The organism is Desulfovibrio intestinivivus (genome assembly GCF_053570665.1).
On sequence record NZ_JBRBQT010000001.1, the window covers coordinates 2,184,708 to 2,208,625 of the forward strand.

24 protein-coding genes are annotated in these 23,918 nt (G+C 58.7%); 2 read left to right on the forward strand and 22 right to left on the reverse strand.

The genetic code is table 11. From position 1 onward, the window contains the following. Window positions 1-25: 25 nt before the first annotated feature. The 20 genes from ACUZ9P_RS09425 to ACUZ9P_RS09520 form a co-directional block, all read right to left on the reverse strand. A complete protein-coding gene (locus tag ACUZ9P_RS09425; protein WP_449249506.1) occupies window positions 26-718 on the reverse strand; it encodes a JAB domain-containing protein in 693 nt (230 codons plus the stop codon). Window positions 719-904: 186 nt separating this feature from the next. Then, window positions 905-1,948, reverse strand: coding sequence for a DNA polymerase III subunit delta (locus ACUZ9P_RS09430; RefSeq protein ID WP_449249507.1), 1,044 nt, complete (start codon window positions 1,946-1,948; stop codon window positions 905-907). A 234-nt stretch (window positions 1,949-2,182) separates the two neighbouring features. Beyond that, on the reverse strand, window positions 2,183-4,705 hold the full coding sequence (gene leuS / locus ACUZ9P_RS09435) for a leucine--tRNA ligase (RefSeq protein ID WP_449249508.1): 2,523 nt from the start codon (window positions 4,703-4,705) through the stop codon (window positions 2,183-2,185). 14 nt (window positions 4,706-4,719) lie between these two features. Continuing rightward, window positions 4,720-5,217, reverse strand: coding sequence for a transcription antitermination factor NusB (gene nusB / locus ACUZ9P_RS09440; protein ID WP_449249509.1), 498 nt, complete (start codon window positions 5,215-5,217; stop codon window positions 4,720-4,722). 3 nt (window positions 5,218-5,220) lie between these two features. Then, window positions 5,221-5,691: a 6,7-dimethyl-8-ribityllumazine synthase gene (gene ribH, locus ACUZ9P_RS09445; protein WP_022658445.1), complete on the reverse strand. Its 471-nt coding sequence runs from the start codon at window positions 5,689-5,691 to the stop codon at window positions 5,221-5,223. 76 nt (window positions 5,692-5,767) lie between these two features. Next, on the reverse strand, window positions 5,768-6,448 hold the full coding sequence (locus tag ACUZ9P_RS09450; protein WP_449249510.1) for a riboflavin synthase: 681 nt from the start codon (window positions 6,446-6,448) through the stop codon (window positions 5,768-5,770). Between the two features lie 9 nt (window positions 6,449-6,457). Continuing rightward, on the reverse strand, window positions 6,458-7,600 hold the full coding sequence (gene ribD / locus ACUZ9P_RS09455; RefSeq protein WP_209817720.1) for a bifunctional diaminohydroxyphosphoribosylaminopyrimidine deaminase/5-amino-6-(5-phosphoribosylamino)uracil reductase RibD: 1,143 nt from the start codon (window positions 7,598-7,600) through the stop codon (window positions 6,458-6,460). Further along, window positions 7,593-8,084 (reverse strand): deoxycytidylate deaminase, encoded by a 492-nt coding sequence (locus ACUZ9P_RS09460; RefSeq protein ID WP_022658448.1) that lies wholly within the window; start codon window positions 8,082-8,084, stop codon window positions 7,593-7,595. The genes ribD and ACUZ9P_RS09460 overlap by 8 nt, the downstream gene beginning before the upstream one ends. Window positions 8,085-8,658: 574 nt before the next feature. After that, a complete protein-coding gene (glyA, locus tag ACUZ9P_RS09465) occupies window positions 8,659-9,897 on the reverse strand; it encodes a serine hydroxymethyltransferase (protein ID WP_449249511.1) in 1,239 nt (412 codons plus the stop codon). A gap of 92 nt (window positions 9,898-9,989) precedes the next feature. Then, window positions 9,990-11,237, reverse strand: a complete 1,248-nt coding sequence (gene fabF / locus ACUZ9P_RS09470; protein WP_298992881.1) for a beta-ketoacyl-ACP synthase II — start codon at window positions 11,235-11,237, stop codon at window positions 9,990-9,992. 63 nt (window positions 11,238-11,300) lie between these two features. Continuing rightward, window positions 11,301-11,534 carry an acyl carrier protein gene (gene acpP / locus ACUZ9P_RS09475; RefSeq protein WP_022658452.1) on the reverse strand — a complete coding sequence of 78 codons (234 nt, stop codon included), beginning with the start codon at window positions 11,532-11,534 and terminating at the stop codon, window positions 11,301-11,303. A gap of 69 nt (window positions 11,535-11,603) precedes the next feature. Further along, a complete protein-coding gene (fabG, locus tag ACUZ9P_RS09480; RefSeq protein WP_298992874.1) occupies window positions 11,604-12,368 on the reverse strand; it encodes a 3-oxoacyl-[acyl-carrier-protein] reductase in 765 nt (254 codons plus the stop codon). Window positions 12,369-12,534: 166 nt separating this feature from the next. After that, complete coding sequence (locus ACUZ9P_RS09485) at window positions 12,535-13,521, reverse strand: beta-ketoacyl-ACP synthase III (RefSeq protein WP_449249512.1); 987 nt, start codon at window positions 13,519-13,521, stop codon at window positions 12,535-12,537. Between the two features lie 15 nt (window positions 13,522-13,536). Then, the gene (plsX, locus tag ACUZ9P_RS09490; protein WP_449249513.1) at window positions 13,537-14,571 is read right to left on the reverse strand and encodes a phosphate acyltransferase PlsX; all 1,035 of its coding nucleotides are present in this window, start codon (window positions 14,569-14,571) and stop codon (window positions 13,537-13,539) included. Next, window positions 14,571-14,753 (reverse strand): 50S ribosomal protein L32, encoded by a 183-nt coding sequence (rpmF, locus tag ACUZ9P_RS09495; protein ID WP_022658456.1) that lies wholly within the window; start codon window positions 14,751-14,753, stop codon window positions 14,571-14,573. The genes plsX and rpmF overlap by 1 nt, the downstream gene beginning before the upstream one ends. A gap of 107 nt (window positions 14,754-14,860) precedes the next feature. After that, a complete protein-coding gene (locus ACUZ9P_RS09500) occupies window positions 14,861-15,430 on the reverse strand; it encodes a YceD family protein (protein WP_449249514.1) in 570 nt (189 codons plus the stop codon). 46 nt (window positions 15,431-15,476) lie between these two features. Further along, window positions 15,477-16,391, reverse strand: a complete 915-nt coding sequence (gene bla, locus ACUZ9P_RS09505) for a class A beta-lactamase (RefSeq protein ID WP_449250250.1) — start codon at window positions 16,389-16,391, stop codon at window positions 15,477-15,479. Between the two features lie 109 nt (window positions 16,392-16,500). After that, window positions 16,501-17,148, reverse strand: coding sequence for a LysE family translocator (locus ACUZ9P_RS09510; RefSeq protein WP_449249515.1), 648 nt, complete (start codon window positions 17,146-17,148; stop codon window positions 16,501-16,503). Then, window positions 17,142-17,417 carry a GIY-YIG nuclease family protein gene (locus ACUZ9P_RS09515; protein WP_449249516.1) on the reverse strand — a complete coding sequence of 92 codons (276 nt, stop codon included), beginning with the start codon at window positions 17,415-17,417 and terminating at the stop codon, window positions 17,142-17,144. Before ACUZ9P_RS09515 ends, ACUZ9P_RS09510 begins: the two co-directional genes overlap by 7 nt. Before the next feature lie 21 nt (window positions 17,418-17,438). Continuing rightward, window positions 17,439-18,047: a hypothetical protein gene (locus ACUZ9P_RS09520; RefSeq protein ID WP_449249517.1), complete on the reverse strand. Its 609-nt coding sequence runs from the start codon at window positions 18,045-18,047 to the stop codon at window positions 17,439-17,441. A gap of 167 nt (window positions 18,048-18,214) precedes the next feature. Between ACUZ9P_RS09520 and ACUZ9P_RS09525 the strand changes: the two genes are divergently transcribed. Both ACUZ9P_RS09525 and ACUZ9P_RS09530 read left to right on the forward strand, forming a co-directional pair. Next, the gene (locus ACUZ9P_RS09525) at window positions 18,215-18,889 is read left to right on the forward strand and encodes a tetratricopeptide repeat protein (protein WP_449249518.1); all 675 of its coding nucleotides are present in this window, start codon (window positions 18,215-18,217) and stop codon (window positions 18,887-18,889) included. Window positions 18,890-19,140: 251 nt separating this feature from the next. Continuing rightward, window positions 19,141-21,237, forward strand: coding sequence for a methyl-accepting chemotaxis protein (locus ACUZ9P_RS09530; protein WP_449249519.1), 2,097 nt, complete (start codon window positions 19,141-19,143; stop codon window positions 21,235-21,237). A gap of 87 nt (window positions 21,238-21,324) precedes the next feature. Here the strand turns inward: ACUZ9P_RS09530 and recJ are convergent, their stop codons facing one another. Together recJ and ACUZ9P_RS09540 are read right to left on the reverse strand one after the other, a co-directional pair. Continuing rightward, window positions 21,325-23,058: a single-stranded-DNA-specific exonuclease RecJ gene (gene recJ, locus ACUZ9P_RS09535; protein WP_449249520.1), complete on the reverse strand. Its 1,734-nt coding sequence runs from the start codon at window positions 23,056-23,058 to the stop codon at window positions 21,325-21,327. 4 nt (window positions 23,059-23,062) lie between these two features. Then, window positions 23,063-23,917, reverse strand: coding sequence for a tetratricopeptide repeat protein (locus ACUZ9P_RS09540; RefSeq protein WP_449249521.1), 855 nt, complete (start codon window positions 23,915-23,917; stop codon window positions 23,063-23,065). Between the last annotated feature and the right edge of the window lies 1 nt (window position 23,918).

A 23,918-nucleotide genomic window follows, 5' to 3' on the forward strand; every position in this document is an offset into this window, starting at 1 on the left:
TATATTCTCCCCGACTGCTTTCGATTCAAATGCGTTGCGATTGCGTTATGCTGTAGCAGTCTCCATCAGTAACGATGACGTGATCCAGAAAGCGCAGCCCCATGCGGGGCGCCAGTCTTTGCAGTTCTTCTGTCAGCAGGCGGTCTTCCTGCGAAGGCCCCGGGTTGCCGCCGGGGTGGTTGTGCACCAGAATTATGCCGCTTGCCTTTCGGAACAGGGCCGCTTCAAGAACGTCCCTTGGGTAGATTGAAACTTCTGCAATGCCGCCCCTTCGCAGACGCTCCCAGGCCATAAGGCGGTTGCGTCTGTCTACCAGCGCCAGCCAGCATTCCTCGTGGGGGCTTGTGCCAAGCCGGGCCTGCGCCATGCGGGCCACGGCCTCCGGGGTTGCCAGAACTTCCTTTTGCAGCAGATCTGCTGCGGCGTAGCGCGCCCGCGTTTCGCTCAAAACCCGCCATAAGGCCAGCAAGCCCGGCCCGAAACCAGGCACCTGCAAGAGTTCTTCGGGCCTTGCGTCCAGCGCCCCGCGAATGCTGCCAAACTTCTGTATCAGTTCCTTGGCGAGGGGCTTTGTGTCCTTGCGGGTCAAACCATAGCCCATCAGCAGCTCCAGCACTTCATAATCCGCCACTGCTGTGGGTTCCAGTTCCAGTCTTTGCCGCAGCCGTTCGCGATGCCCGAGGCTTGTGGGCGGGGTGGATGTTGGCTTTGCTGTCATAAAATAAGCAGTCTTGGAGGTTGCGCAAGGGGGCGGGCGGATAAAGGCGCATGCATCCCGCAAATCCTTTGCCGTTTTTTACGTGAGCGAAAATGATAAATGCAGGCCGCAATGAAATATGGGCAGCAATAAACGCACTTGCGCCGCTCGCGGCTGGCGCGGGAATGTTCTGCCCGGCGGATTGCGTCAGGCGCGGGTGCGGCCTGCGGCAAACAGGTCTGTCATGCGGGCCGCTAGATAGTCCAGGCTCTGGCTTGGCGATCGGCGGCCGCTCTTTACCTGCAACTCCGCATCCATAACAGTGGACATGCACTCCGCAAGCACTGCGGGGCCGAGCCGGGTTGCCAACTGCTTTTTAAAGGATGCCTCGTTGGGATGCACGCGCACCTTTTCCCCTGCCCACAGTTGCCAGAGCAGGCGCAACTCGCGCGCCAGCAGGGCCAGCAAAGAAAACAGCAGGCTGTCGCCGTCCTGACTGCGCGAAAGTTCTTTCCACACGGCGGTGAGGTTGCCCGCCTCCATGTGCCGGATGCAGTCAAAGACGTTGCACTCTGGATTCCACGAAGCCGTGGCGGTCATGGCCAGGGTAATGGTGCCCTGGTCGGGAACCTGATCCGCCCCGTGAGAATCTGCCTGTGATTTCTCCCGGGCAGCATCCTGCGCGGTATTGCGCAGCAGTTGCAGCTTGATCAGCTCATTTTCAATGGCCATGGCATCGGGCGGCACAGAGGCGCAGAACTGCTCCAGGGCGTCCTGTTCAAAGCGCAGTCCCATCTCGTGCGAACGTTGCAGCACGTGCTTTTTGACCGCTCGTTCGTTGAGGCCGTCCTGCCGCCATATCCAGCCCTGCTGATCGGCAAAGGCCATGCAGCGCAACTTGGCAATATGCGCGGGAATTTTGGGCTGACCTTTGTCCCAGGCCACTTCCATACAAAAAAAGGGCCAGCACTGTTCTGAGGGCCGGGCCAGCGCATGCGAAACCTTTTTCCACACCGCTGCGGGCCACAGGTTGGCCTGCCGCACCACCAGCACACGCGGCGCGCCGAACAGGCCTTGCAGCGTAAGCTGCTCCCAGAAGCGCGGCGAGGGTTCCTCGTCGCCCCAGTAGACGTGCCGTTCCCACTGCCCGCTGGCGGGCGGAAAGGAAGAAAGCAGCTGCTCCATGCGCGCGCGCAGCAACTGCCCGTCAGGGCATACAAGAAAACTGAATCCGGGATGTGCCGCGCTCATGATATTCCGTAGTTCTGAAAATTGATAAAAAAAAGACTGCCGTAGCAGCCTTGGGATAAATCCCGCCCGGAATAAAACCCGCCTCGGAATAAATTCCGTAAATTCAGGTTTGTCATCTGGTGAAACTGCCAACGCAGTCAGTATAGGTACAAAAGGGGGAACGGGGAAGGGGTATACAGGCGGAAGGGGCGTTTTTCATCTGCGAAAAACAGCCCCTTCCACCATGATAATCAATTAGTTGGCAACGATGTTGACCAGTTTGCCGGGAACCACCACCACCTTGCGCACGGTCAGGCCGTCAATGTGGCGCTGCACGGAGGAATCAGCCAGTGCGGCCTGTTCCATGGCGGCTTTGTCCGCGGCTGCGGGAATCTGCACCGTGCCGCGCAGCTTGCCGTTGACCTGAAGGGCCACGGTGAGCATGTCCTGAACGGTAGCGGCATCGTCCCACTTGGGCAGAAGCTCGCTGGCAAGCTGGGTGCCGTGCCCCAGGTGCTGCCAGAGTTCTTCGCAAACATGGGGCGTGATGGGCGAAAGCAACGTAAGCACGGAGGCCATGGCCGAAGAGAACACGCGGCGATCGCCTTCTGTGACGCCGAGCTTTTCGCGCGAAAGGTACATGGCGTTGACCAGCTCCATAACGGCGGCAATGGCCGTGTTGAACTGGAAGCGGTCGCCCATGTCTTCGCTGCATTTCTTGACCGTAAGGTGTTCGCGGCGGCGCAGGTCGCGGGCTTCCTCGCTCTGAGCGTCCTCAGCCGTGGACTGGCAGGCCTTGAGGGGCAGCAGACGGTCTTTTTCTTCATCAAAAAGACGCCACACGCGGCCAATAAAGCGCGACGCGCCTTCGATGCCAGAATCCGACCAGTCAAAGTCGCGTTCGGCCGGCGCGGCAAAGAGGCAGAACAAGCGCACCGTATCCGCGCCGTACTTGGCGATCATGTCGGAAGGCGCGACCACGTTGCCCTTGGATTTGGACATTTTGCTGCCGTCTTTCAGCACCATGCCCTGAGTGAGCAGGTTGGCGAAAGGTTCGTTGAGCTCGGCAGGGAAAAAGCCGAGATCGCGCAGCACCTTGGTGAAAAAGCGCGAGTAGAGCAGATGCAGAATGGCGTGCTCCACGCCGCCGATGTACTGGTCAACGGGCAGCCAGTACTTGAGGGCCTCCGCGTCAAAGGGGCCGTCTTCCTTGCGGGCGCTGGTGTAGCGGGCGAAATACCACGAGGACTCCACAAAGGTATCCATGGTATCTGTTTCGCGTCGGGCCGTACCACCGCACTTGGGGCAGGTGCACGAGGCGAATTCCGGCGTTTCCGGCAGGGGAGAGCGCCCGTCTTCGCGGATTTTCACGTCCATGGGCAGCAGCACGGGCAATTTCTCTTCCTTTTCAGGCACCACGCCGCACTTGTCGCAGTAAATGACGGGGATGGGCGCGCCCCAGTAGCGCTGGCGCGAAATATTCCAGTCGCGCAGGCGGAACTGCGTGGTGGCCTTGCCCTTGCATTCCTTTTCCAGCGCCTGCGCCACGGCTTTTTTACCGTCTTCGTTGGCGGTGCCGTCAAAGGGGCCGGAATTAACCATGAAACCTTCAGCGGTGTACGCTTCGGCCATGGTTTCAGGAGCAATCTGCTCATCCTTGGGGCTGATGACCACGCGCACGGGCAGATTGTATTTACGGGCAAATTCAAAATCGCGCTGGTCGTGGGCGGGAACGCCCATAACCGCGCCAGTGCCGTAATCGGCCAGAACAAAATTGCCCAGCCACAGCGGCACACGCTGCCCGGTAAAGGGATGCACGGCGTAGGCACCGGTGAAGATGCCTTCTTTTTCCAGCGAATCAGACTGGCGGTCGATGCGGTCCATATTACGGATGCGCTCAACAAAGGCGCGCACTTCATCGGCTTTTTCGTAGCCTTCAATGAGCTTTTCCACCAGCGGATGCTCGGGGGCCAGCGTCATGAAGGTCACGCCAAAGAGCGTGTCGGGCCGCGTGGTGAACACGTCTATGCCCGTGACGCCTTCTGCCTTGAGGGCCGCGTTTTCCAGACCAAAAGTGATGGCCGCGCCCGTGGATTTGCCAATCCAGTTGCGCTGCATGGCGATAACGCGGTCGGGCCAGTCGCCTTCAAGGCTTTGCAGGTCTTGCAGCAGTTCATCACCGTAAGCCGTGATCTTGAGGAACCACTGGGTCAGATCCTTCTGCTCCACGCGGCTGTCGCAACGCCAGCAAAGGCCATCGACAACCTGTTCGTTGGCGAGAACCGTGTGGCACGAGGGGCACCAGTTCTGCGCCGCCTTTTTGCGGTACACGAGCCCTTTTTCCAGCAGGCGCAAAAAGAACATCTGCTCCCAGCGGTAGTACTCGGGGCGGCAGGTGGCGATTTCGCGATCCCAGTCGTAGGAATAGCCAAGGCGTTTCAACTGCGCCCGCATGTTGTCTATGTTGGCGTATGTCCACTTGGCGGGGTGGGTATTGTTTTTGATGGCCGCGTTTTCCGCAGGCAGACCAAAGGCGTCCCACCCCATGGGATGCAAGACGTTGAAGCCCAGCATGCGCTTGCTGCGCGCCACCACATCGCCGATGGCGTAGTTGCGCACATGGCCCATGTGGATATTGCCCGAAGGATAGGGGAACATTTCAAGCACATAATACTTGGGCTTGTTGCTCTTGTGGGTGCAGGCAAAAGCGTTTTCGGCCTGCCAGCGAGACTGCCACTTTTCTTCGATAGCTTGCGGATTATAGCGTTCGTGCGTCATGGGGCTTTACCGGATTACTCGGATATGGTTGAAGGATCGGCAGCGGGCCGGGAGAGTCCGCCGGTTTCCAGAGCCTTGGCCACGGCATCAAGAATGCCGTTGATAAAGCTTTTGGCGTTGCCTTCGCCAAACTGGCGGCTGAGTTCCAGCGCCTCGTTGATGGCAACCTTGGGCGGCACATCACTACGGTACATGATTTCAAAAACGGCAAGGCGCAGCAGGGTCAGTTCTACACGACCCATGCGGTCAACGCGCCAGTTGCGAGAAAAATTGGTGATGGCTGCGTCCAGCTCGTCGCTCTTGCTCCACACGCCTGCCACCAGTTCCCAGGCAAAGCCAGAGGGATGGCTGGGCGGTTCCTGACCTTCCCAACGGGCAAGATAGTCAGGAGAAATGCGAAAAAAGCGCCGCAGATCGTCAATATCACGGGCCGGGGTGAAGGAAAGGCCGTACAGAACCTGAAAGGCCAGTTCGCGTTCGCCGCGGCGTGTAGCTGATTTGGCTTTTGCCATGGGTTACAACTGCTCCATAACGCGGATGGTTTCCAGCATGGCTGCCGCTGCTTCCACGCCCTTGTTGCCGCCCTTGGAACCTGCGCGTTCAATGGCCTGTTCAATGGTGTCGCAGGTCAGCAGGCCAAAGCCGATGGGAACGCCGGAATGCATCATGGCCTGGGCAATGCCCTTGCTGGCCTCGGCGCACACGTAGTCAAAGTGGGGGGTGCCGCCGCGAATAACCGCGCCAAGCGCCAACACGCCGTCATACTTGCCGGAATTGACCAGCTTTTGGCAGACCAGCGGCATTTCAAATGCGCCGGGAATGCGCACAATGGTGATGTTGGCGGTATCAAGTCCGTGACGTTCCAGATAGTCCTGCGCGCCGCCCACAAGGCGATCTACGATAAAATCGTTGAAACGGGTGGCCACAATGGCGATTTTGAGGCCCTTGGCGTCCAACTGTCCGGCGATGGTGGTAACAGTGCTCATGGCAACTCCTTGGCGCGTTTGCGCAAGTGCCCGCGCGCTAACGCGTTTTTTGTAATATTTCTGTAAGCGGAAATGTTCAGATAAAGCCGTTGCGCAAGAGCATCTCGCGGCTCAACCCGCTGGTCTGGGCGGCGGCAGTATGCTCTGCCGCGCTCTTGCCGCCGGGAGCCCAGGCCCCCAAAAGGCTGCGTACATATTTGCCGATGAGGTCGGTTTCCATATTCACCAGAGTTCCCGGCCGCCAGTTGCGCATGGTGGTGCGCTTCTGCGTATCGGGAATGATGTTGACCTCAAGAAAATCAGGCCCGCAATCATTGATGGTAAGGCTGATGCCGTCAAGGGCCACGGAGCCCTTGGCAATGACCTCCACCCCATATTCCTTGGGAAAGGCAAGGCGGCAGCACAGCGACTGGCCCGCGCCCGTAACGCTGCGTACCGTGGCAAGGCAATCCACATGCCCGCTCACCAGATGCCCGCCAAGCCGGTCGCCCAGGGCCAGCGCCCGCTCCATGTTCACGCTGTCGCCGGTTTTGAGCCTGCCCAGCGTGGTGCGCGAGAGGGTTTCTGTGGAGGCATAGGCTGTGAACACGCCTTCGCCGTGGCTTTCCACCGAAAGGCATGCGCCGTTGACAGCAATGGATTCGCCATCGACTATGGAATGCAGACTGAACAGGGGGCGCAGGGTGAACCTGCGTTCCGTGCCGGTGTCGCGCAGGGCGAGAACTTCGCCCTGGCCCTGAATAATGCCGGTGAACATGCCGCCCGCCTATGCCCTGACGGCTTCAAGAGGCCGCAGATGAATATGGATGTCGCTGCCGCACAGGTGCGTATTGCTCACGCGCATTCGCAGGGCGTCTTCCAGGCTCAGGGGCGCACGGCCGGAAAAGAGCGGCAGGGCGTCTTCGTCGCCCAGGATCATGGGCGCAAGGTGCAGGCGGAAATCGTCCACAAGGCCCGCTTCCAGCAGGCTCAGGGCCAGATGACCGCCGCCCTCGCAAAGCATGTAGGGGCAGTTCAGTTCTTCCCACACTGCGCGCAGCAGATTGGGAAAGTCCGGCCCACCGTGCATGCCGGGGCCAAGCGCCAGAACTCTCACGCCGATGTCGCGCAGGGCCTTGGCAGTGGTGGAGGCCGCTGCAGCGGGCGAAACCATAAAAACGGTCTGTTCCGGGCGGTCTTTCAGCAGGTGAAAATCCGCATCTGGCTGGGGCAGGCGAGAGGTAAGCACACAGGCCAGGGGTTGCGGCCCAGCATTTTCGCCCCGCACGGTCAGCTGTGGGTTATCGGTGCGAAAGGTGCCGCCGCCCACAAGAATTGCGCCGCCGCACAGGCCAATGCCCGCGCGCAGCTCCTGCACTTCTTCTCTGGATTTATCGCAGCTTATCCATTTGGACTGGCCCTTGCGGGTGGCGATGCGTCCGTCAAGGGTGGCGGCCATTTTCAGCATTACATAGGGGCGCTTGTGCTGCTGCCAGATCAGAAAATCGGCCACAAGGTCGCGGCATTCCTGCTCGCAGACGCCTTCAATCACTTCAACGCCGCTTTCGCGCAGTTGGCAAGCGCCGCCGCAGGCAACAGGATTGGGATCAGCAAGGCCCACGACCACCTTTTTGATGCCCGCAGCCTTGATGGCCTCGGTGCAGGGGGGTGTTTTGCCCTGATGGCAGCACGGTTCAAGTGTGACAACCAGGGTGCATTCCGCAGGATTTATGCCGCGCGAGGCCGCATCCTTGATGCAGTCCACTTCTGCATGATCCTCTCCGGCGGCGTGGTGCCAGCCCCGAGCCACAATCTGCCCATCGCGCACCAGCACCGCCCCCACCGTGGGGTTGGGGCAGGCATGCCATCGACCTTTTTCTGCAAGATCAATGGCTTCACGCATAAAGGGAACAAAATCCAGTTCAGACATGGTAGTCTACTCCGGCTTGGGCGCTGATAACAGGCGGTGCAAAATCCAGCTTTTCCGCAATGACCCCGGCTTCCTTGAGCATTTGCTCTGCAAGCTCGTCAGGGTAATATTCCGCATAATAAATGTGGCGTATGCCGCAATTTATCAACATCTTGCTGCACAACACGCAAGGATGCGTCGTGCAATAAATCTCTGCGCCACTGATATTGATGCCGTGCACGGCAGCCTGAATAATGACATTCTGCTCCGCATGCAGCCCCCGGCATATCTCGTGCCTCTGCCCCGAAGGAATGCCCAGTTGCTCGCGCAGGCACCCCACCTCAAGACAGTGCGGAACCCCCGCCGGAGCCCCGTTGTATCCCGTGGCTAAAATGCGCTTGTCCTTAACCGCCACCGCACCCACCTTGCGCCGCGTACACGTGGAACGCCCGCTCACCAGGTACGTGATGTTCATAAAATATTCCGGCCACGGCATTCGCTGCATAACACACCCGTATGTTGATTGGTGGTAGTGTACAGGCGGCTGGTGAAAATGCCAAGTTGCCTGTCGGGCTATTTTGCCGTGATGCTGCGTCAGGCAGCACTTGCGGTTCCGGTCGCGTACCAGAAGAGCAATTTCGTCCTGAAATTGCTCTGACGGCTGCGCCAGCAGACGTCCGCCACGGAAGCGTCAGCGCGGTTTACCCGCGCGGTTAAGCGCCGAAGTGGGCGTCTTGACCGCAAAAAAAGTGCATACGCTCCCATCACCGCGCCCTTGCCTTCCTTGCCTGACGTCAAAATATCCGCGACAGGCTGTGTGGGGCTATTTTGCCGTGATGCCGCGTCAGGCAGCACTTGCGGTTCCGGTCGCCAGCGGCATCGCCGGTGCATTCCTGCTGTGAAACAGCTGTTTTTATCTGCCTGTCTGCGCAAGGCAAAGCCCCTGTTTTTCTCAAAACCGGGGCTTTGTCAAAGGGGGCGCAGCCCCTCGATGATTATATCTGGCGGTTTTTCCGGAACCAGCCCCAAAGTTGCCAGCGGGGCCGAGGCGTCAGAAAAACCGCCCGAAAATCAGCCCGTTACCAGGCGAATAGCGGGAACTGACGCGCAAATTCTTCAACGTTTTTGCTGATCTTTTCAAGAGCGGCAGCGTCCTCGCGCTTTTCAATGGCATCCACGATGAACGCGCCCACGGTGCGCATGTCGTCTTCCTTCATGCCGCGCGTGGTCAGGGCAGCAGTGCCAAGGCGCACACCCGAGGTCACAAAGGGCGAACGGGTTTCAAAGGGCACCGTGTTCTTGTTGACGGTGATGCCCGCCTGATCAAGAGCGTGTTCCGCGTCCTTGCCCGTAACGTCCTTGCTGGTCAGGTCAACCAGCATCAGGTGGTTGTCCGTACCGCCGGAAACAAGATCGTACCCTGCATCCATAAGGTACTTGGCAAGCACGGCGGCATTGGTCACCACACGCTGCTGGTACGTTTTGAAGGCAGGGCGCAGGGCTTCGCCAAAAGCTACAGCCTTGGCCGCAATCACATGCATGAGGGGGCCGCCCTGAATGCCGGGAAAAATTTGGCTATTCAGGGTTTTGCCCATGTCTTCGGTAGAAAGAATCATGCCACCACGGGGGCCGCGCAGTGTTTTGTGCGTGGTCGTGGTGGTGATGTGGGCGTAAGAAAGCGGACTCTGGTGCAGACCGGCGGCCACAAGGCCAGCGATGTGCGCCATATCCACCACCAGCTTGGCGCCGACTTCGTCAGCGATCTCGCGGAAGCGGGCAAAGTCGATGGCGCGGGGGTAGGCGCTTGCACCGGCAACAATGGCGTTGGGCTTGTGCTCGCGCGCCAGGGCGGCGACTTCGTCATAGTCGATGCGGCCCGTTTCGCGTTGCACGCCGTAGGAGACAATGTTGAACAGCCGGCCAGAAAAGTTCACCGGGCTGCCGTGGGTAAGGTGCCCGCCGTGCGAAAGGTTCATGCCAAGAATGGTGTCGCCGGGCTTCATAAAAGCAAGGTAGGCAGCCATGTTGGCCTGCGAGCCGGAGTGCGGCTGCACGTTCACGTATTCGCAATTGAAAAGCTGCTTGGCGCGATCCTGAGCCAGGGTCTCGGCGATATCCACATATTCGCAGCCGCCGTAGTAGCGCTTACCGGGATAGCCTTCGGCGTACTTGTGGGTCAGCACGCTGCCCTGAGCTTCGCGCACGGCGCGGGAAACAAAGTTTTCAGAAGCGATGAGCTCAAGTTTGCTCATCTGACGGTTGGATTCAAGCGTGATGGCTCGCGCCAGTTCCGGGTCTTGCAGCAGGATTTCGTCCATGACGTCGCATCCTTTTGAAATGTTCTGCCCGCCACAACGGCGGGCAGATGATTATCAAACGGGGAGGGCAGAGGCCGAGTAAAAACTGTCGGCTACTGTTGCCACTTCTTGAAGATCACGCTGGCGTTGGTGCCGCCAAAGCCGAAGGAGTTGCACATGGCGTATTCGCAGGCGATGCGCTCGGAACCATCGGCCATGTAATCGAGATCACATGCGGGATCGGGGTTTTCAAGGTTAATGGTGCCAGGCAGTATTTCGTCATGCAGGGCAAGGGCCGTGAAGACGGATTCAATACCGCCAGCCGCGCCGAGCAGATGCCCGGTCATGGATTTGGTGGCCGAAATTTTGACCTTCTTGGCATGCGTGCCAAAAACGATCTTGATAGCCTTGGTTTCCGTGCTGTCGTTCAGCATGGTGGACGTGGCGTGGGCATTGATGTGGCCAATGGCCGAAGCATCAATGCCAGCTTCGCGCAGGGCGTTCTGCATGGCGCGGGCCATGCCTTCGCCATCGTCTCGGGGCGCGGTCATGTGGTAGGCATCGCCAGACGCGCCGTAACCCACCATTTCCGCATAAATTTTGGCACCGCGCGCCTGCGCGGATTCCAGCGTTTCCAGCAGCAGCAGGCCAGCGCCTTCGCCGATGACAAAGCCATCGCGGTTGGCGGCAAAAGGCCGGGATGCGCGGGAAGGCTCATCGTTGAACTGGGTCGAGAGGGCCTTGAGAGCCGTAAATCCGGCCACTCCAAGAGGTGTAACCGTGGCCTCAACACCGCCGGAAATAACAGCGGTCGCGCGGCCCAGAACCATTTCGCTGTAGGCGGTGCCTAGAGCGTGAATGGCAGAGGCGCAGGCCGTTGTGGTGACGATGTTCGAACCCTTGGCGCCGGTGAAGATGGAAATCTGTCCCGGCCCCATGTTGGAAATCAGCATGGGGATCATGAAGGGCGAAATTTTGTGGGGGCCGGATTCCAGCAGCTTGGCGTGGTAGGTTTCGATGGTGTGCAGACCGCCCAGGCCGATACCGAGGATCACGCCCGTATCGTAGGCGTTGGCATCGGTGATCTCGTACTTGGCGTCTTCAAGCAGCATCTTGGCAGAGGCCACAGCAAACTGGGTGAAGCGATCCATACGCCGGGCCTGCTTCATCGGCATATAGTCTTCGGCGACAAAGTTTTTCACTTCACCGGCAATGCGGGAATCGTAGGCGGAGGCGTCAAAAAGCGTGATGGGCGCGATGCCCGACTCGCCTGCGAGCAGTTTTTTCCAGGTGCTCTCAATATCATTGGCGAGGGGCGTAACGCCGCCTATGCCGGTGATTACTACGCGGGGACGGGTCATGCATGCTCCTTTGAGGCGGGGGGGCAGACCCCCCCCGCGCTGCATATACTATAACAAGCTCTGTTACTGCTTGTTTTCGATGTAGCTGATGGCATCCTGAACTTTCAGGATCTTTTGGGCGTCGTCGTCGGCGATTTCGATGTCGAATTCTTCTTCCATGGCCATGATCAGTTCGGTCAGGTCAAGGGAGTCGGCACCGAGGTCTTCCACAAAGGAAGCCGCGGGCTTCACTTCTTCAGCGGTCACGCCGAGCTGGTCAATGATGATTTTTGTAACTTTTTCAGTAACGTCAGACATGGTATCCTCCAGATAAATTAGTGGTCTGCTTAACCCCGGCCCTGGCCGGGTGTCTTCCGTAGTAAATGCCTAGCAGTACATGCCGCCGTTCACCCCCAGCACCTGCCCGGTGATGTAGGCCGCCTTGTCCGAAGCAAGAAAAGCCACGGCCTCTGCCACATCTTCGGCGCTGCCCATGCGTCTGAGCGGGATGCTGTCTGTGTAGCTCGCCCGCACGTCGTCATTGAGTGTTGCGGTCATGTCCGTTTCGATAAAACCCGGCGTTACGGCGTTAACCGTAATCTGGCGGGCGGCCAGTTCTTTGGCGCAGGACTTGGTAAGCCCCAGCAGAGCGGCTTTGGCCGAAGCGTAGTTGGCCTGCCCCGCGTTGCCCATCTGCCCCACCACGGAAGAAATATTAACAATGCGCCCCTTGCGGGACTTGCTCATGATTTTTGCGGCTTCGCGCGTGCAGACGAACGCGCCGCGAAGGTTGACGGCAATTACGCGGTCGAAGTCTTCGTCCTTCATGCGTATAAGAACGCCGTCCTTGGTGATGCCAGCATTATTGACCAGCACCGCCAGATCAACGTTGTCTTTGATCTGGGTTGCGAAAAAGTCGGTCACAGCCTCGCTGTTGCTGACATCAAGTGCAAAGGCCTTGGCCTTGCCGCCAGCGGCGCAGATGTCGGCAGCGACTTTTTCCGCTTCTTCGGGTTTGCTGACGTAGGTGAGAAATACCTGAAAGCCGTCACGGGCAAGGGTCTGGGCAATGGCCCGGCCAATGCCGCGCGAACCGCCGGTAACCAGGGCTGTCGGCAGTCCGGCTGCAGGGGAGGATTGCGCTGTGCTCATGCTTATATCGCCTTTGTCTGAGTCCTGTAAAAAAAAGGAGACCGTATCCCTTGGATCGCCTTTTTGCGTTATTTGGGCAGCGCCGCTGCCCGGCTTACGGCCTGGCCTGACTGAAATTCAGTATACATGACGCTGTGCTGCGGGGCAATCCCGCAGGCGCATTGCCTCAAAAGCGTAACAATGCGGCGCCCCAGGTAAGGCCTGCTCCAAAAGCCGTCATAAGAACGCGGCTGCCGGGGCGAATGCGGCCTTGGGCACGAGCTTCGCTCAGTGCCAGGGGAATGGAGGCGGAAGATGTGTTGCCGTATTTTTCTACATTGGTGAACACGCGATCGCCCGTCAATTCAAGGCGGCTGCCCACGGCTTCAATGATGCGCATGTTTGCCTGATGTGGCACCAGCAGGTCCACATCTGCGCCCGAAAGGCCGTTGCGCGCGAGTACTTCCTCGCACACGTGCACCATGTTGCGCACAGCATGCTTGTATGTTTCGCGGCCCTGCATGGTGATGAAAAAGTCTTCACCAACAGGTTCGCCAAGGCCGTACTGGCAGCGGGTGCCGCCGCCGACCACAATAAGGTCGCGCTGCACGCCGTCGCTGTGGCAAACCACGTCTTCAACACAAGACATGGCATTGTTGGAAGCGCTGCTCACAATGCAGGCCGTGGCCGCATCGCCAAAAAGCACGCACGTGGAGCGGTCTGCCCAGTTTACGCGGCGGGTAAGCGCCTCTGTGCAGACAAAAAGAATTTTGGCGTCAGGATCCTGCGCCAGCAGGGCACGGCAGATGGAAAGCCCGTACAGAAAGCCGGAGCAAGCCGCGCTGATGTCAAAGGCCATGACCTTGCCCGCGCCCAGCTGCCCGGCAATGATGCAGGCCACGGAAGGAGAGAGCACGTCAGGGGTGCAGGTTGCGCCAACTATATGGGTGAGTTCCCCTGCGTCCATTCCGGCTTCCACAAGCGCCTTGCGGGCGGCCTTAAGGCCGAGATCCGAGGCGTTTTGCGCATCGTCCAGCCTGTGGCGCTGCTTGATGCCGGTACGGGAAACAATCCATTCGTCATTGGTGTCCACCACCTTGGCGAGATCGCTATTGGTCAGCACCGTATCCGGCACATAGGCGCTCAAGGCGAGCAGATGACAAAGTGGATTCATAGAAATACCGTATAGTTATATAGCGCGGGAGAAACGTGTGAGTTCCTCGTTGGCAAGAATGGTTTCACCGAGGCGACTGTTGGTTCCCTTGCGCACAAAGGTCCCGCTCATCTTGATGGCGTTTGTCATGGCCTTGGCGCTGGAGCGCCCGTGGCAGACAATGGCCAGGCCCTGAAGGCCCAGCAGGGGAGCGCCGCCGTATTCTGCATAGTCAATGGTGCGGGCAAAGCGTTTGAAAGCACCTTTGGCCAGCATGCCGCCAATAGCGGGCAACACGCCGGACGTAAACACCTTCTTGAGCATGCGCACCAGAGAGGTAGCCAGCCCCTCGCTCATCTTAACGACCACGTTACCGACAAAACCATCGCAGACAACTACGTCGATATTGCCGATAAAGATGTCGCGCCCTTCTGCATTGCCCGCAAAGTTGAGGTTCTGGGCCATTTTAAGCAGGTCGTAGGCTTCCTTGACCTGACTGTTGCCCTTGCCCTCTTCTTCGCCAATGCTGAGGATGCTCACACGCGGGGAGGCATAGCCCAGCAGGTCCCGGGCAAACGCATCGCCCATGAGGCCAAACTGGAACAGATGATAGGGGCGGCAATCCACATTTGCTCCCACATCAAGCACGACCACGGGATTTTTTTCCGTGGGCAGCAAGGTGGCAAGAGCTGGCCGCTCCACCCCAGGCAAACGCCCCATGATGAACATGCCGCAAGCCACCGTAGCGCCGGAATGCCCGGCGCTGACAACAGCATCCGCCGCGCCATCCTTGACCTGACGGCAGGCCACCTGGATGGACGCGTTTTTCTTGCGGCGCAGAATGTCCGAAGGCTTTTCATTCATATGCACCACATCATCGGCCTGAACTATGTCGAAATGCACATTGGTAAGATCGAGCTTTTCGAGCTCGACCTCCAGCTTGGGGGTGTCGCCCACAAGCTGGACATGCAGATCATAAAGCCTTGCAGCTTCTATAGCTCCCGGCACAACCACAGAGGGGCCAAAGTCCCCGCCCATGGCGTCCACGGCAATGATGGGGCGCTCGTTCATTATTCGTTTTCGCTTTTGGCGATCACCTGGCGGCCTTTGTAGGTACCGCAGTTGGGGCACACGCTGTGCGGAACGGTGGGTTCGCCGCAGGAGCAGTAGATAACGGCAGGCACGGCCACACGATCATGGGAGCGGCGCATGCCCTTGCGGGAACGGGATTTCTTGTTTTGCTGAACGGCCATGGTAGTCTCCTTTTCCTGTCTTGCGGAATGTTTGTGCGGGGTTGGGCGGCTTGGCGCACATGCCCGCCCGCAAGACACAGCAGATTAGTAAAAAAAATTGTGATTGTCTAGTTTTTGTGCAGAGCAAGGCCGCGCAATGCCGCCATGCGGGGGTCGCCTTCTTCTTCTGTGCAGGCGCACATGCCTTCATTAAGATTAACCCCGCATCCGGCGCACATGCCCTTGCAATTTTCCCGGCAAAGGGGTGTCGGGGGCAAGGCCAGCATGAATTCTTCCCAGCAAATGGCGGCAAGATCCAGCATGGGAGAGTTGCGTTCAAACACGATGCGGCCTTCGGTCACGCCATCCATATCGGGTATGGGGGCGTAATTTTTTTCTTCGTCTTCATCATCGCTGCCGCCAGGAAGACTCTCAAAATCTTCAAAGCGCGCGGCAATGGTCTCGGTGGAATCTTCCGCGCAACGGCTGCAAGGCAGAACAACTTCTCCCTCAAGCGTGCCGCGCACTAGCCAACCGCCGTCCGTGGGCAAAACCATAATGCGCGCGCACAGTGGTTTGCTCACGTGGCACTCCAGGTGGAATTCCTCCATGGGCTCCTGCCAGATGGCGGGGTCGTCCAGAGTAAATTCCTTGCCCTCGGGGGAAAGGTCATTGAGAGAAATACGATAGTTCTGCATGTGATACCTCGAAAGTCGGACTTCATACCTTTGCTGGTCAATCATGTCAATACATATTGTCAAGCGGCGTCGCAAGCCCTTCTGCGGCGCAGACCAAGCGAGTTGCCTGGGCAAGGATTTTGTCGTTTCCCGGTCCGGTCAGGCGCGATCCCGTGAGGTAGAGGGCCACGGTCAGCGGTTTGTTTTTGCCATTGCGGGACTTGGCTGCTTGCTCGGGATTGCTCGGCGGCAACAGTAAGCCCACATCGTTGGCGGTGCCGTTTTCTCCGCTGCCGCTTTTGTGCGCCGAGCGCCAGCCCTGGGGCGCTCCAGCGGGGATGCGCCCGGCCCCTGTTGCGCAGCCCAGCATCCAGTCTGTCAGCTGTTTTTTGGCTGGCGCTTTCAGCAGATTGCCGCAGAGCAGGCCGTTCAGGGTGCGGCACATGGCAAGGGGCGTTGTGGTGTCGCGCGCATCGCCGGGAATGGCCGTGTTCAGCTCTACTTCCCAGCGGTCAAGGCGAAAAGTAGTGTCGCCAAAACTGCGGGCAATGGAGGTCAGGCCCTCAGGGCCGCCCAACTGGGCAAGCACAATGTTGGCAGCCGTATTGTCGCTGTGTTGGAGCATGGCCGCGCACAGCTCTGTTACAGTCATGCCGTCTTCAAGGTGCTTTTCCGAAACGGGCGACCAGGGCTGGATGTCGCTTTTGGCAAAATGGATTCTCTGTTCAAGAATCCCCGGTTTGTCCCGCAGAACGGCTGCAGCCGCCAGCACTTTGAATGTGCTGCACATGGGGAAGCGTTCGTTCCCACGGTACGACAAAACTTTGCCCCCATCGCTGACGCTGGCTGCCACGCCGAGCCTGCCGCCGCTTGACGCCTCAAGCTCGGCCAGCATTTTTTGCAGGTCTTTTGCGCTGATTTCGGGGCTGGCAGCGGCCAGCGCGCAATTGATGACAGGCGCGCCCATCACGGCCCCAAACATGGCAACCGGCAGGGCGCAAAGACCGGCCAGAACAGCGCGGCGAGAGTAGCGGGAGCGTGAATTCATCAGCGTACCTGTAAAGTTATAAACGAGCGGCCCGCGTTACGCATCAGCGCCCGCTGAGCAGCAGGGCAGAAGCCAGCCCCACAAACACGCAGCCCGCCACGCGCTGCATCATGATCTGCCCGCGCTTTGAACGGTTGAACCATACGGCCAGACGGCCCCCAAGGGCGGCCACAGTCCAGAAAACCACGATGGTAGCCAGCATGAAGAGCCCGGCGAGGCTCAACACCTGCAAGGCCACGCTGCCGCGAGCGGGGTCGCAAAACTGCGGCAAAAAGGCCAGAAAAAAAAGTGAAACCTTGGGGTTGGTGACGTTCATCACTATTCCCCGGCGATAGAGCGTCATGTAGCCGGGGAAGTTGCTGCCAGTGCTGCTGGCGGCTCCATCTGCCACATCGGTTGTGGATGCCCCGGCGCGAAACGAGAGCCAGGCAAGCCACAGCAGATAGCCCGCGCCCGCTACTTTGAGCAGGGTAAAGGCCAGAGCCGAGGTCTGAAAAATGGCGGCAACGCCCAGCGCAACTGCCGTAGTGTGAACACACAGGCCCGTAACAAGCCCTAACGTGGTGATTATGCCAGCGCCAACACCAAAAAGAGCAGACTGGGTGAGCACAAAGATATTGTCCGGCCCAGGCGCAATGCCAAGCAGCAGGGCGGCGGCAAAAAAGGCCATCATTGCATCCGGTGTCAGCATGAAACACTCTCTCCAGCAAGCAGAAATTGTAGTTTTTGGGCGCGCGGGCGTGATTTGACGGCCAGCTCAAGCCGTAACGCATCGCCTTTGCAGCCGCAGGCCCGGCTGGCAATGAGCCGCACGGGCCGCCGCCCCTGCGTGTAGCGCGCCCCGCCTGGAACCTGCCCATTGTGCTGGCCCATGCGGCGCTCCATATTTGTGGTGATGCCGCAATACAGCGTGCCGTCAGCGCACTCCAGCAGGTAGACGAGCCAAGGGCTGTCAGTCATTGCGCGTAACCTCGGCGCGGCTCAGTCAAAGGCTCCGGCAAACCAAGCCGTCAGCAGGAAGGAAACAGCCCAGTTGCCGATGCGCCATGTCCACGGATTGGGCAGGCGGCCCGTGCTGAACTGCCGCAGATCGCGCATAACGCCCATGACCGTGCCTATTATATGGAAGAAGACAAAGCCGATGCCCGCAAGAAAACCAAACTGGGCAAGGCAGACCATAAAAAGGGCAAAGGTCACGCTGGCTGCAAGGCAACCTGTCTGGTCGTTGCCGCCCATCCACACGCGGCCAAGGTTCATGCCGCCTAGGCCTCCGGACTGACCGAAGGTTCCACGGTAGAAAAATCTGCTGCGGTACTCTTGACGCCCCGACTCTGACTGGCCTGAACCTGTGTCTACACCATCCCCATAGGGGCCGAAGCCGGAGGCACTATTCCACCCGTTGCCCTGCGCTCTGGCATTGCCTTGCCCAGTAGCGTTCTGGCTGGCATTGCGGGGGTCTTCGTGATCGTGCAGAATTTCCACATCAACCACACGCGGCGCACCCGCCTTGTCCGCATCGCCCTGGGGCAGGGCAGCCTGTTCAGAGGTGTCGGGTTGGTCGTGCCGCGGGCCGTTTGGGGGAACAGTCATGCAAAATCTCCTCGGAGCGCAACAAAAGGTTGGGCAAGCCCTGCGCCTGCTGTGTTTGTGCCTTCTGCCAGCTACGGCGTCAAGGGGCGGCCTTGTCATCCTCCCTTGCCAGTACTATTATATAGATTGCACCTCCGGCAACATGCTCGGGCGCAAAGGAGACGTTTATGAAAAATTTAGGTTCTGCAATCCTTTTGGCCGCAATGCTGACTGTGGGATATGGAATGATCAGCACGGTTCAGGCGAATCCAGCCAAAAACACCGAACAGACGCTGGATGAAGCATGGACTGCGTATAATATCGGACAATATAATAAAGTTGTGAAGATGGTGCAGCCTCTGGCCAGCGATGGCAATCCCCGCGCTCAGGTACTGATGGGACGCTGTTATGAAAATGGCCTTGGCGTACCTCAGGATATGGAAACCGCCGCCAAGTGGTTCCGTTTGGCTGCGGAGCAGAATTACGCCGAAGCGCAGGTGCAGTTGGGCTATCTGTACGAACTTGGCGCCGGGGTTCCCAAAAACGATACTGCCGTGGTCGATCTTATGAGCCGCGCCGCCAATGCTGGCAATGCGGAAGCCCAGTTCAACCTTGCGCTTTATCGCAGCCAGGGGCGGTATGGCTTTGCCAAGGATCCGGATCAGGCATTTGTCTGGGCCAAGCGTTCTGCCGATCAGGGCTTTGCGCAGGCGCAGCGCTATGTGGGCGCATGCTATGAATTTGGCGTAGGTGTGCCTGTAAATCCCTCAGAAGCCGCTGCGTGGTACAGCAAGGCCGCAGCCCAGGGACTTGAAAAGGAAGGCAATATCTTTAACTCGGAACGCGTGTACACCATGCCGTAACCGGTAACGCTTCTTTATTGCAAGACGATGCCCCCGTGTTATTCTGACCGGGGGCATCTTGTTTTTGTAAGCAATCACTGAACTATTTCTGCCCATTGCCATAAAGGTCAGAATCGTTCATGTTGAGGTATCCGTTAGTCTTGGCTCGTGCAGGCATGAGTGCGTTTTGGCCTATTGCATATCCGAAATATGACGATAAAACTGAAAATTGTTCCTTTTTTCAGAACGGGCGTCAGGTACCGGGAGGCACTATGAAGCTGGGTCTTTTGACGAAGATGTCGCTGTACATCCTTATTCCATCCATGCTTGGCCTGGCCCTTGTGGCTGGCATAAGTCATCGTATGTCTGAAGACGCATTGCGAAAGCAGACCCGCCAGGATATTGCGGCCATTCTGAAAGGGCAGGAAGTAGGCCTGAACGCAGTCTTTGTATCCATGAAGGAAGCGCTTGCCCAGATTGCCGAAAATCGCCGCCTTCGCCTCTTTCTTGAAGCTTATGCCAATGGCGCTCCCATTGACCACAACGATGAGCTTTTTCTCCACGCCCATGACGCCCTCAAAAACTTTACCGATGTGAACAGCAATATTGCCACATGCGGCCTTATTGCTCCTGACGGCAAAGTCATCATGCACAGCAAAAAGGGCGATACGCAGAAGTTCAGCAGCACCATTGGCGAAGATTTTTCAAAGCGCAGCTATTTTATCAACGGCATGAAGGGCGTGGTCAGCTCTGTCGGGTTGGTCAGCGTGGCCACCAAAAAAATGACCACCATCATCGGCATGCCCGTTAAGGACAAAGGCAAGATCGTAGGCGTTATTTACGGGGGCACAGACAACGACAAGCTGGCCAACGCCACCACAAACAAGATTGATCTTGGTGATGTGGGCCTGGCCTTTGTTATCAATACGGAAGGCGTGATTGTACAGCACCCCGACCTGATGCGCATCGGGCAGAAAGAAACAGGCTCGGCCTGGGTCGCGGAAGTTCTTAAAAACAAAAAGGGCCGCCTTGAATTTGTGAATGCCGAAGGGCTTGAAAAGATTCTGTATTATACAGATATGCTCGATGAAGGCTGGATATTGTGTCTGGAACTGGACAAAACCCTTCTTTACGAGCCCATCAGCGACATGCTGGTCAATAATGTGCTGACGGCGGTGGCTTGCGCCCTTGTGGTAGGCATCGTCATCTTTTTGAGTGTGCGCAGCATTGTACACCTGCTGGGCGGGCTTTCCGGCATTGCCGAGGCCATTGCTGGCGGCAGGCTCGAGTGCTCCACGGCGGAGGAGCGGCTGCTGCGAACCTCTGAAAAAAGAGGCGACGAGTTCAGCGTACTTTCATTTGGCATGGAACGCATGATGGCCAACATCAAGCGCCTGCTGGGCGAGAGCGAGGAAAAAACCGCTGCGGCGCATAAGGCCACAGAACAGGCCCGTCAGGCAACGGAGCGCGCAGAGCAGGCTGCCATCGAGGCGGAAAATGCGCGCAAGGAGGGCATGCTTGCTGCTGCGGGGCAGCTTGAAGGCGTGGCGGATATTCTTGCTTCGGCTTCGGCGCGGCTTTCCGAGCAGATAGGGCAGTCAGAGAAGGCTGCCTCCGAATCCGCGCAACGCCTTACCGAAGCGGCCACAGCCATGAATCAGATGAACGCCACGGTGCAGGAAGTGGCACGCAATGCTTCGGCTGCTTCGTCCACCTCCGAGGAGACGCGCAGCAGCGCTGAAAATGGTTCAAGCATTGTGCAGCAGTCCTTGCAAAGCATCGGACAGGTGCGCGAGATTTCGCACGGGCTCAAGAGCGACATGGCGGAACTGAATGACCACGCTCAGGCCATTAACCGCATTATGAACGTGATCTCTGATATTGCCGACCAGACCAACCTTCTGGCCCTCAACGCCGCCATAGAGGCCGCGCGTGCGGGCGATGCCGGGCGTGGTTTTGCCGTGGTGGCAGACGAAGTGCGTAAGCTGGCAGAAAAAACCATGGCCTCGACGCACGATGTGGGCAATGCCATCAAGGCCATCCAGACCAGCACGGCCAAGAGCGTGGATGTTATGGAAGTTGCCCTGCGACAGGTGGAGGTTGCCTCCGATTTCGCCGGGCAGTCTGGCGAAGCGCTCACCCACATTGTCGACAGTGTGGAGCTTGCGGCAGATCAGGTACGCGCCATTGCCACCGCCAGCGAACAGCAGTCTGCCACCAGCGAAGAAATCAACCAGACCATTGTGAAGATCAACGATATCTCCATGCAGACCGCCAGAGCCATGGACGAAGCCGCTCAGGCCGTGACGGATCTTACGCGTCAGGCCAAGGCTCTGAGCGATTTGATTGCAGAAATGAAGCGGGGATAGCGCGCCCGGCATATTGTGAGAAGGGGCAGCCCGGCGGAGTGTTGCCGGGCTGCCCCTTTATGCGTTTATCACAAGAAGGCTGGACGATCAGGCTGGCCGCCAGTCCTTGATGGCGATATCCACCGAAGCGATGCCGTTGTAGGTGTCGATACGCGGGGTGTAGGCCACAAGAATGTGCTTGTTGATGAGGGAGGCGGGCAGTTCGCCAGCCATGCGCCAGGCTTTTGCAGAAAGGGTAATGCCGCTGGCGCTGTCCGTCAGCCGCAAAAGTACGTGTTCCCTGCTGCGCCCAAGAAAAGAGCGTTCCTTGACCAGCAGCGGGGGCGACTGGAATACCGGCTCGGGATTGCCGGGCCCAAAAGGTTGCAACAGTTCAAGTTCCTTGAGAAAGTTGTGATCACCTGCCAGCTTGAAGCCCAGCTCGCATTCCAGCGTGATGCTGGGAAGCAGCGGGTTGGGGCCAAGCACTTCTTCCGCCACAGCATCGAATCGGGCGCGAAATTCCTCCAGCCTTTCCGGCGCAAGGCGCACCCCTGCCGCCTGACGGTGCCCGCCAAAGTTCAGCAGGCAGTCTGCCGTGCGGGTCAGACCGCCGTGCAGATCAAATTCGCGCACGGAGCGGCCCGAGCCTTTGAGGCTGCCCTGATCGTCGCATACGATGATGGTGGGCCGGTAGTAATCTTCCACAATGCGCGAGGCCACAATGCCCACGATGCCGGGGTGCCAGTCCTTGCCGTAGAGCACAAGGCCTGCGCGCGGCCCGCGCGACAGTATGTCTGATGCCTGCGCCTTGGCTTCTGCGTAGATGCGTTCTTCTTCCTGACGGCGGGCCAGATTGAGTTCATCGAGCTCCTGCGCCATGCCTGCGGCGGCAACGTGATCTTTTTCGCGCAGCAGGCGCAGGGCCAGCTCGCCCTTGCCCATGCGCCCAGCGGCGTTGATGCGCGGCGCAAGGCGAAAAACAGCCTGTCCGGCGCTTAACGCCGCCGCGGCGTTCATTCCGCTGGCAACTTTCAAGGCCGCCATGCCGGGCCGTTCCGCCCGCGCAATGCGGGCAAGCCCGCCGCGCACGAGCACGCGGTTTTCTCCGGTGAGGGGCATGACGTCCGCAAGGGTGCCCAGCGCCACCAAATCAAGGCAATCGCCCATGTTGTGCTTTTTGCCCGTATGCGGGGCAAGGGCGGCGTTGACGCCCCCCATAAGGTAAAAGGCCACGCCCACGCCAGCAAGGTGCGGGTAGGGCAGATCTTCTGCGGCGAGGATGCGGGGGTTGCAGATGGCGTGGGCAGGGGGGAGCTCTTCGGGCGGCAGGTGGTGGTCGGAAACCACCACAGTCATGCCAAGCTCCCGAGCGCGCTGCACTGCCTGCACGTCTGAAATGCCGCAGTCCACCGTGAGCAGCACGCCGCAGCCCTGGGCGGCCAGCGCCTCAATATGCGGCACGTTAAGGCCGTAGCCCTCGCTGCGCCTGTCGGGGATATGCCAGTCCGCGTGGATGCCGTGGCTTTCAAGCACATCCAGCACCAAGGTGGCGGCTGTCACGCCGTCCACGTCATAATCGCCCCAGACTGCCAGTTTTTTTCCGGCCAGCAGTTCAGATGCCAGCAGACTGGATGCTTCGGGCAATTGGGGCCAGCGGTCAGGGGGCGTGAGCGTATCAAGCCGGGCGGACAAAAAGGCGTCCATGGCATCCCTTTCGGAAAGGCCACGCCGCCAGAGAATCTCAAGAAGAAGGGGCGAGATGGAGAGAGCATCTGCCCATTGCCGGGGCGGCGTGGGGCAGATGTTTTGCACAGGCTCGCGGATCAGCCAGTTTTTCAAAGCGTTAGCCCGCCGTTTTGGGTTTCTGCGCGGCCCCGTTTTGTGCGGCCTGAAGTGCGGCGCGTACTCCTTCTAAGCGGTCGGCGGGTACGAGCTGTTTCTGAATAAGCCATGCCAGGAATTTGAGCGAGGTTTCGTGCCGTGGGGCCAGCTCAAGCGCTTTCAGCAGATAATCAACGCACTGGCCGATATCCTTGAGTTCAAGCAGCACGCGGGCCATGTTCATGTACAGGTTTTCGTCAGTGGGCGAAAGTTCAAGAGCGCGCTGGTAGTATTCAAACGATTCCTGCAACATCTTGCTTTTGCGAAGATTGATGCCAAATTCATTGAACAGGTGCTTGTGCTCTGGCTCGAATGCGGCTTCGAGTTTTACCAGGCGCTGAAAAATGTCCTGCGCCTTGGCGTTGTCGCCCCGCTCAAGATAGGTCAGCCCAATACCAAAGTTGGCCCGCACGTTTTCTTCATCCACCTTGAGGGCGCGCGTGTATTCAAATTCGGCGGCAAAGTTTTCGCCATTTTCACGATGTTCGTCGCCGTTATCAATGCTGCGCTGGATCTCCTGCATTTTGGGGAAAACGGAATTGAGGTAAAATTCCGGCTCGGGCGAGAATTTGGAAATAAGCTCGTCCAGGGTGATTTTGCGCTTGGGGCCGCTGGGCACATAGTTGGTATTGAGCGGTTGGCAGTCAATTTCCTTGCCGTGCTGCTCTATGAACCAGAAGGTTTTTTGCACGGTCTTGCGCGTGGTCGTGCCAGTACCCACCCTGCGGACTTCCTGAGTGGAGAAGACCCCGCGAACATCGGTTTTGCCGCTGTTGTGGGAATCGCCTTGCGCGCTTTTGGGCGTTTGACCGGCCATG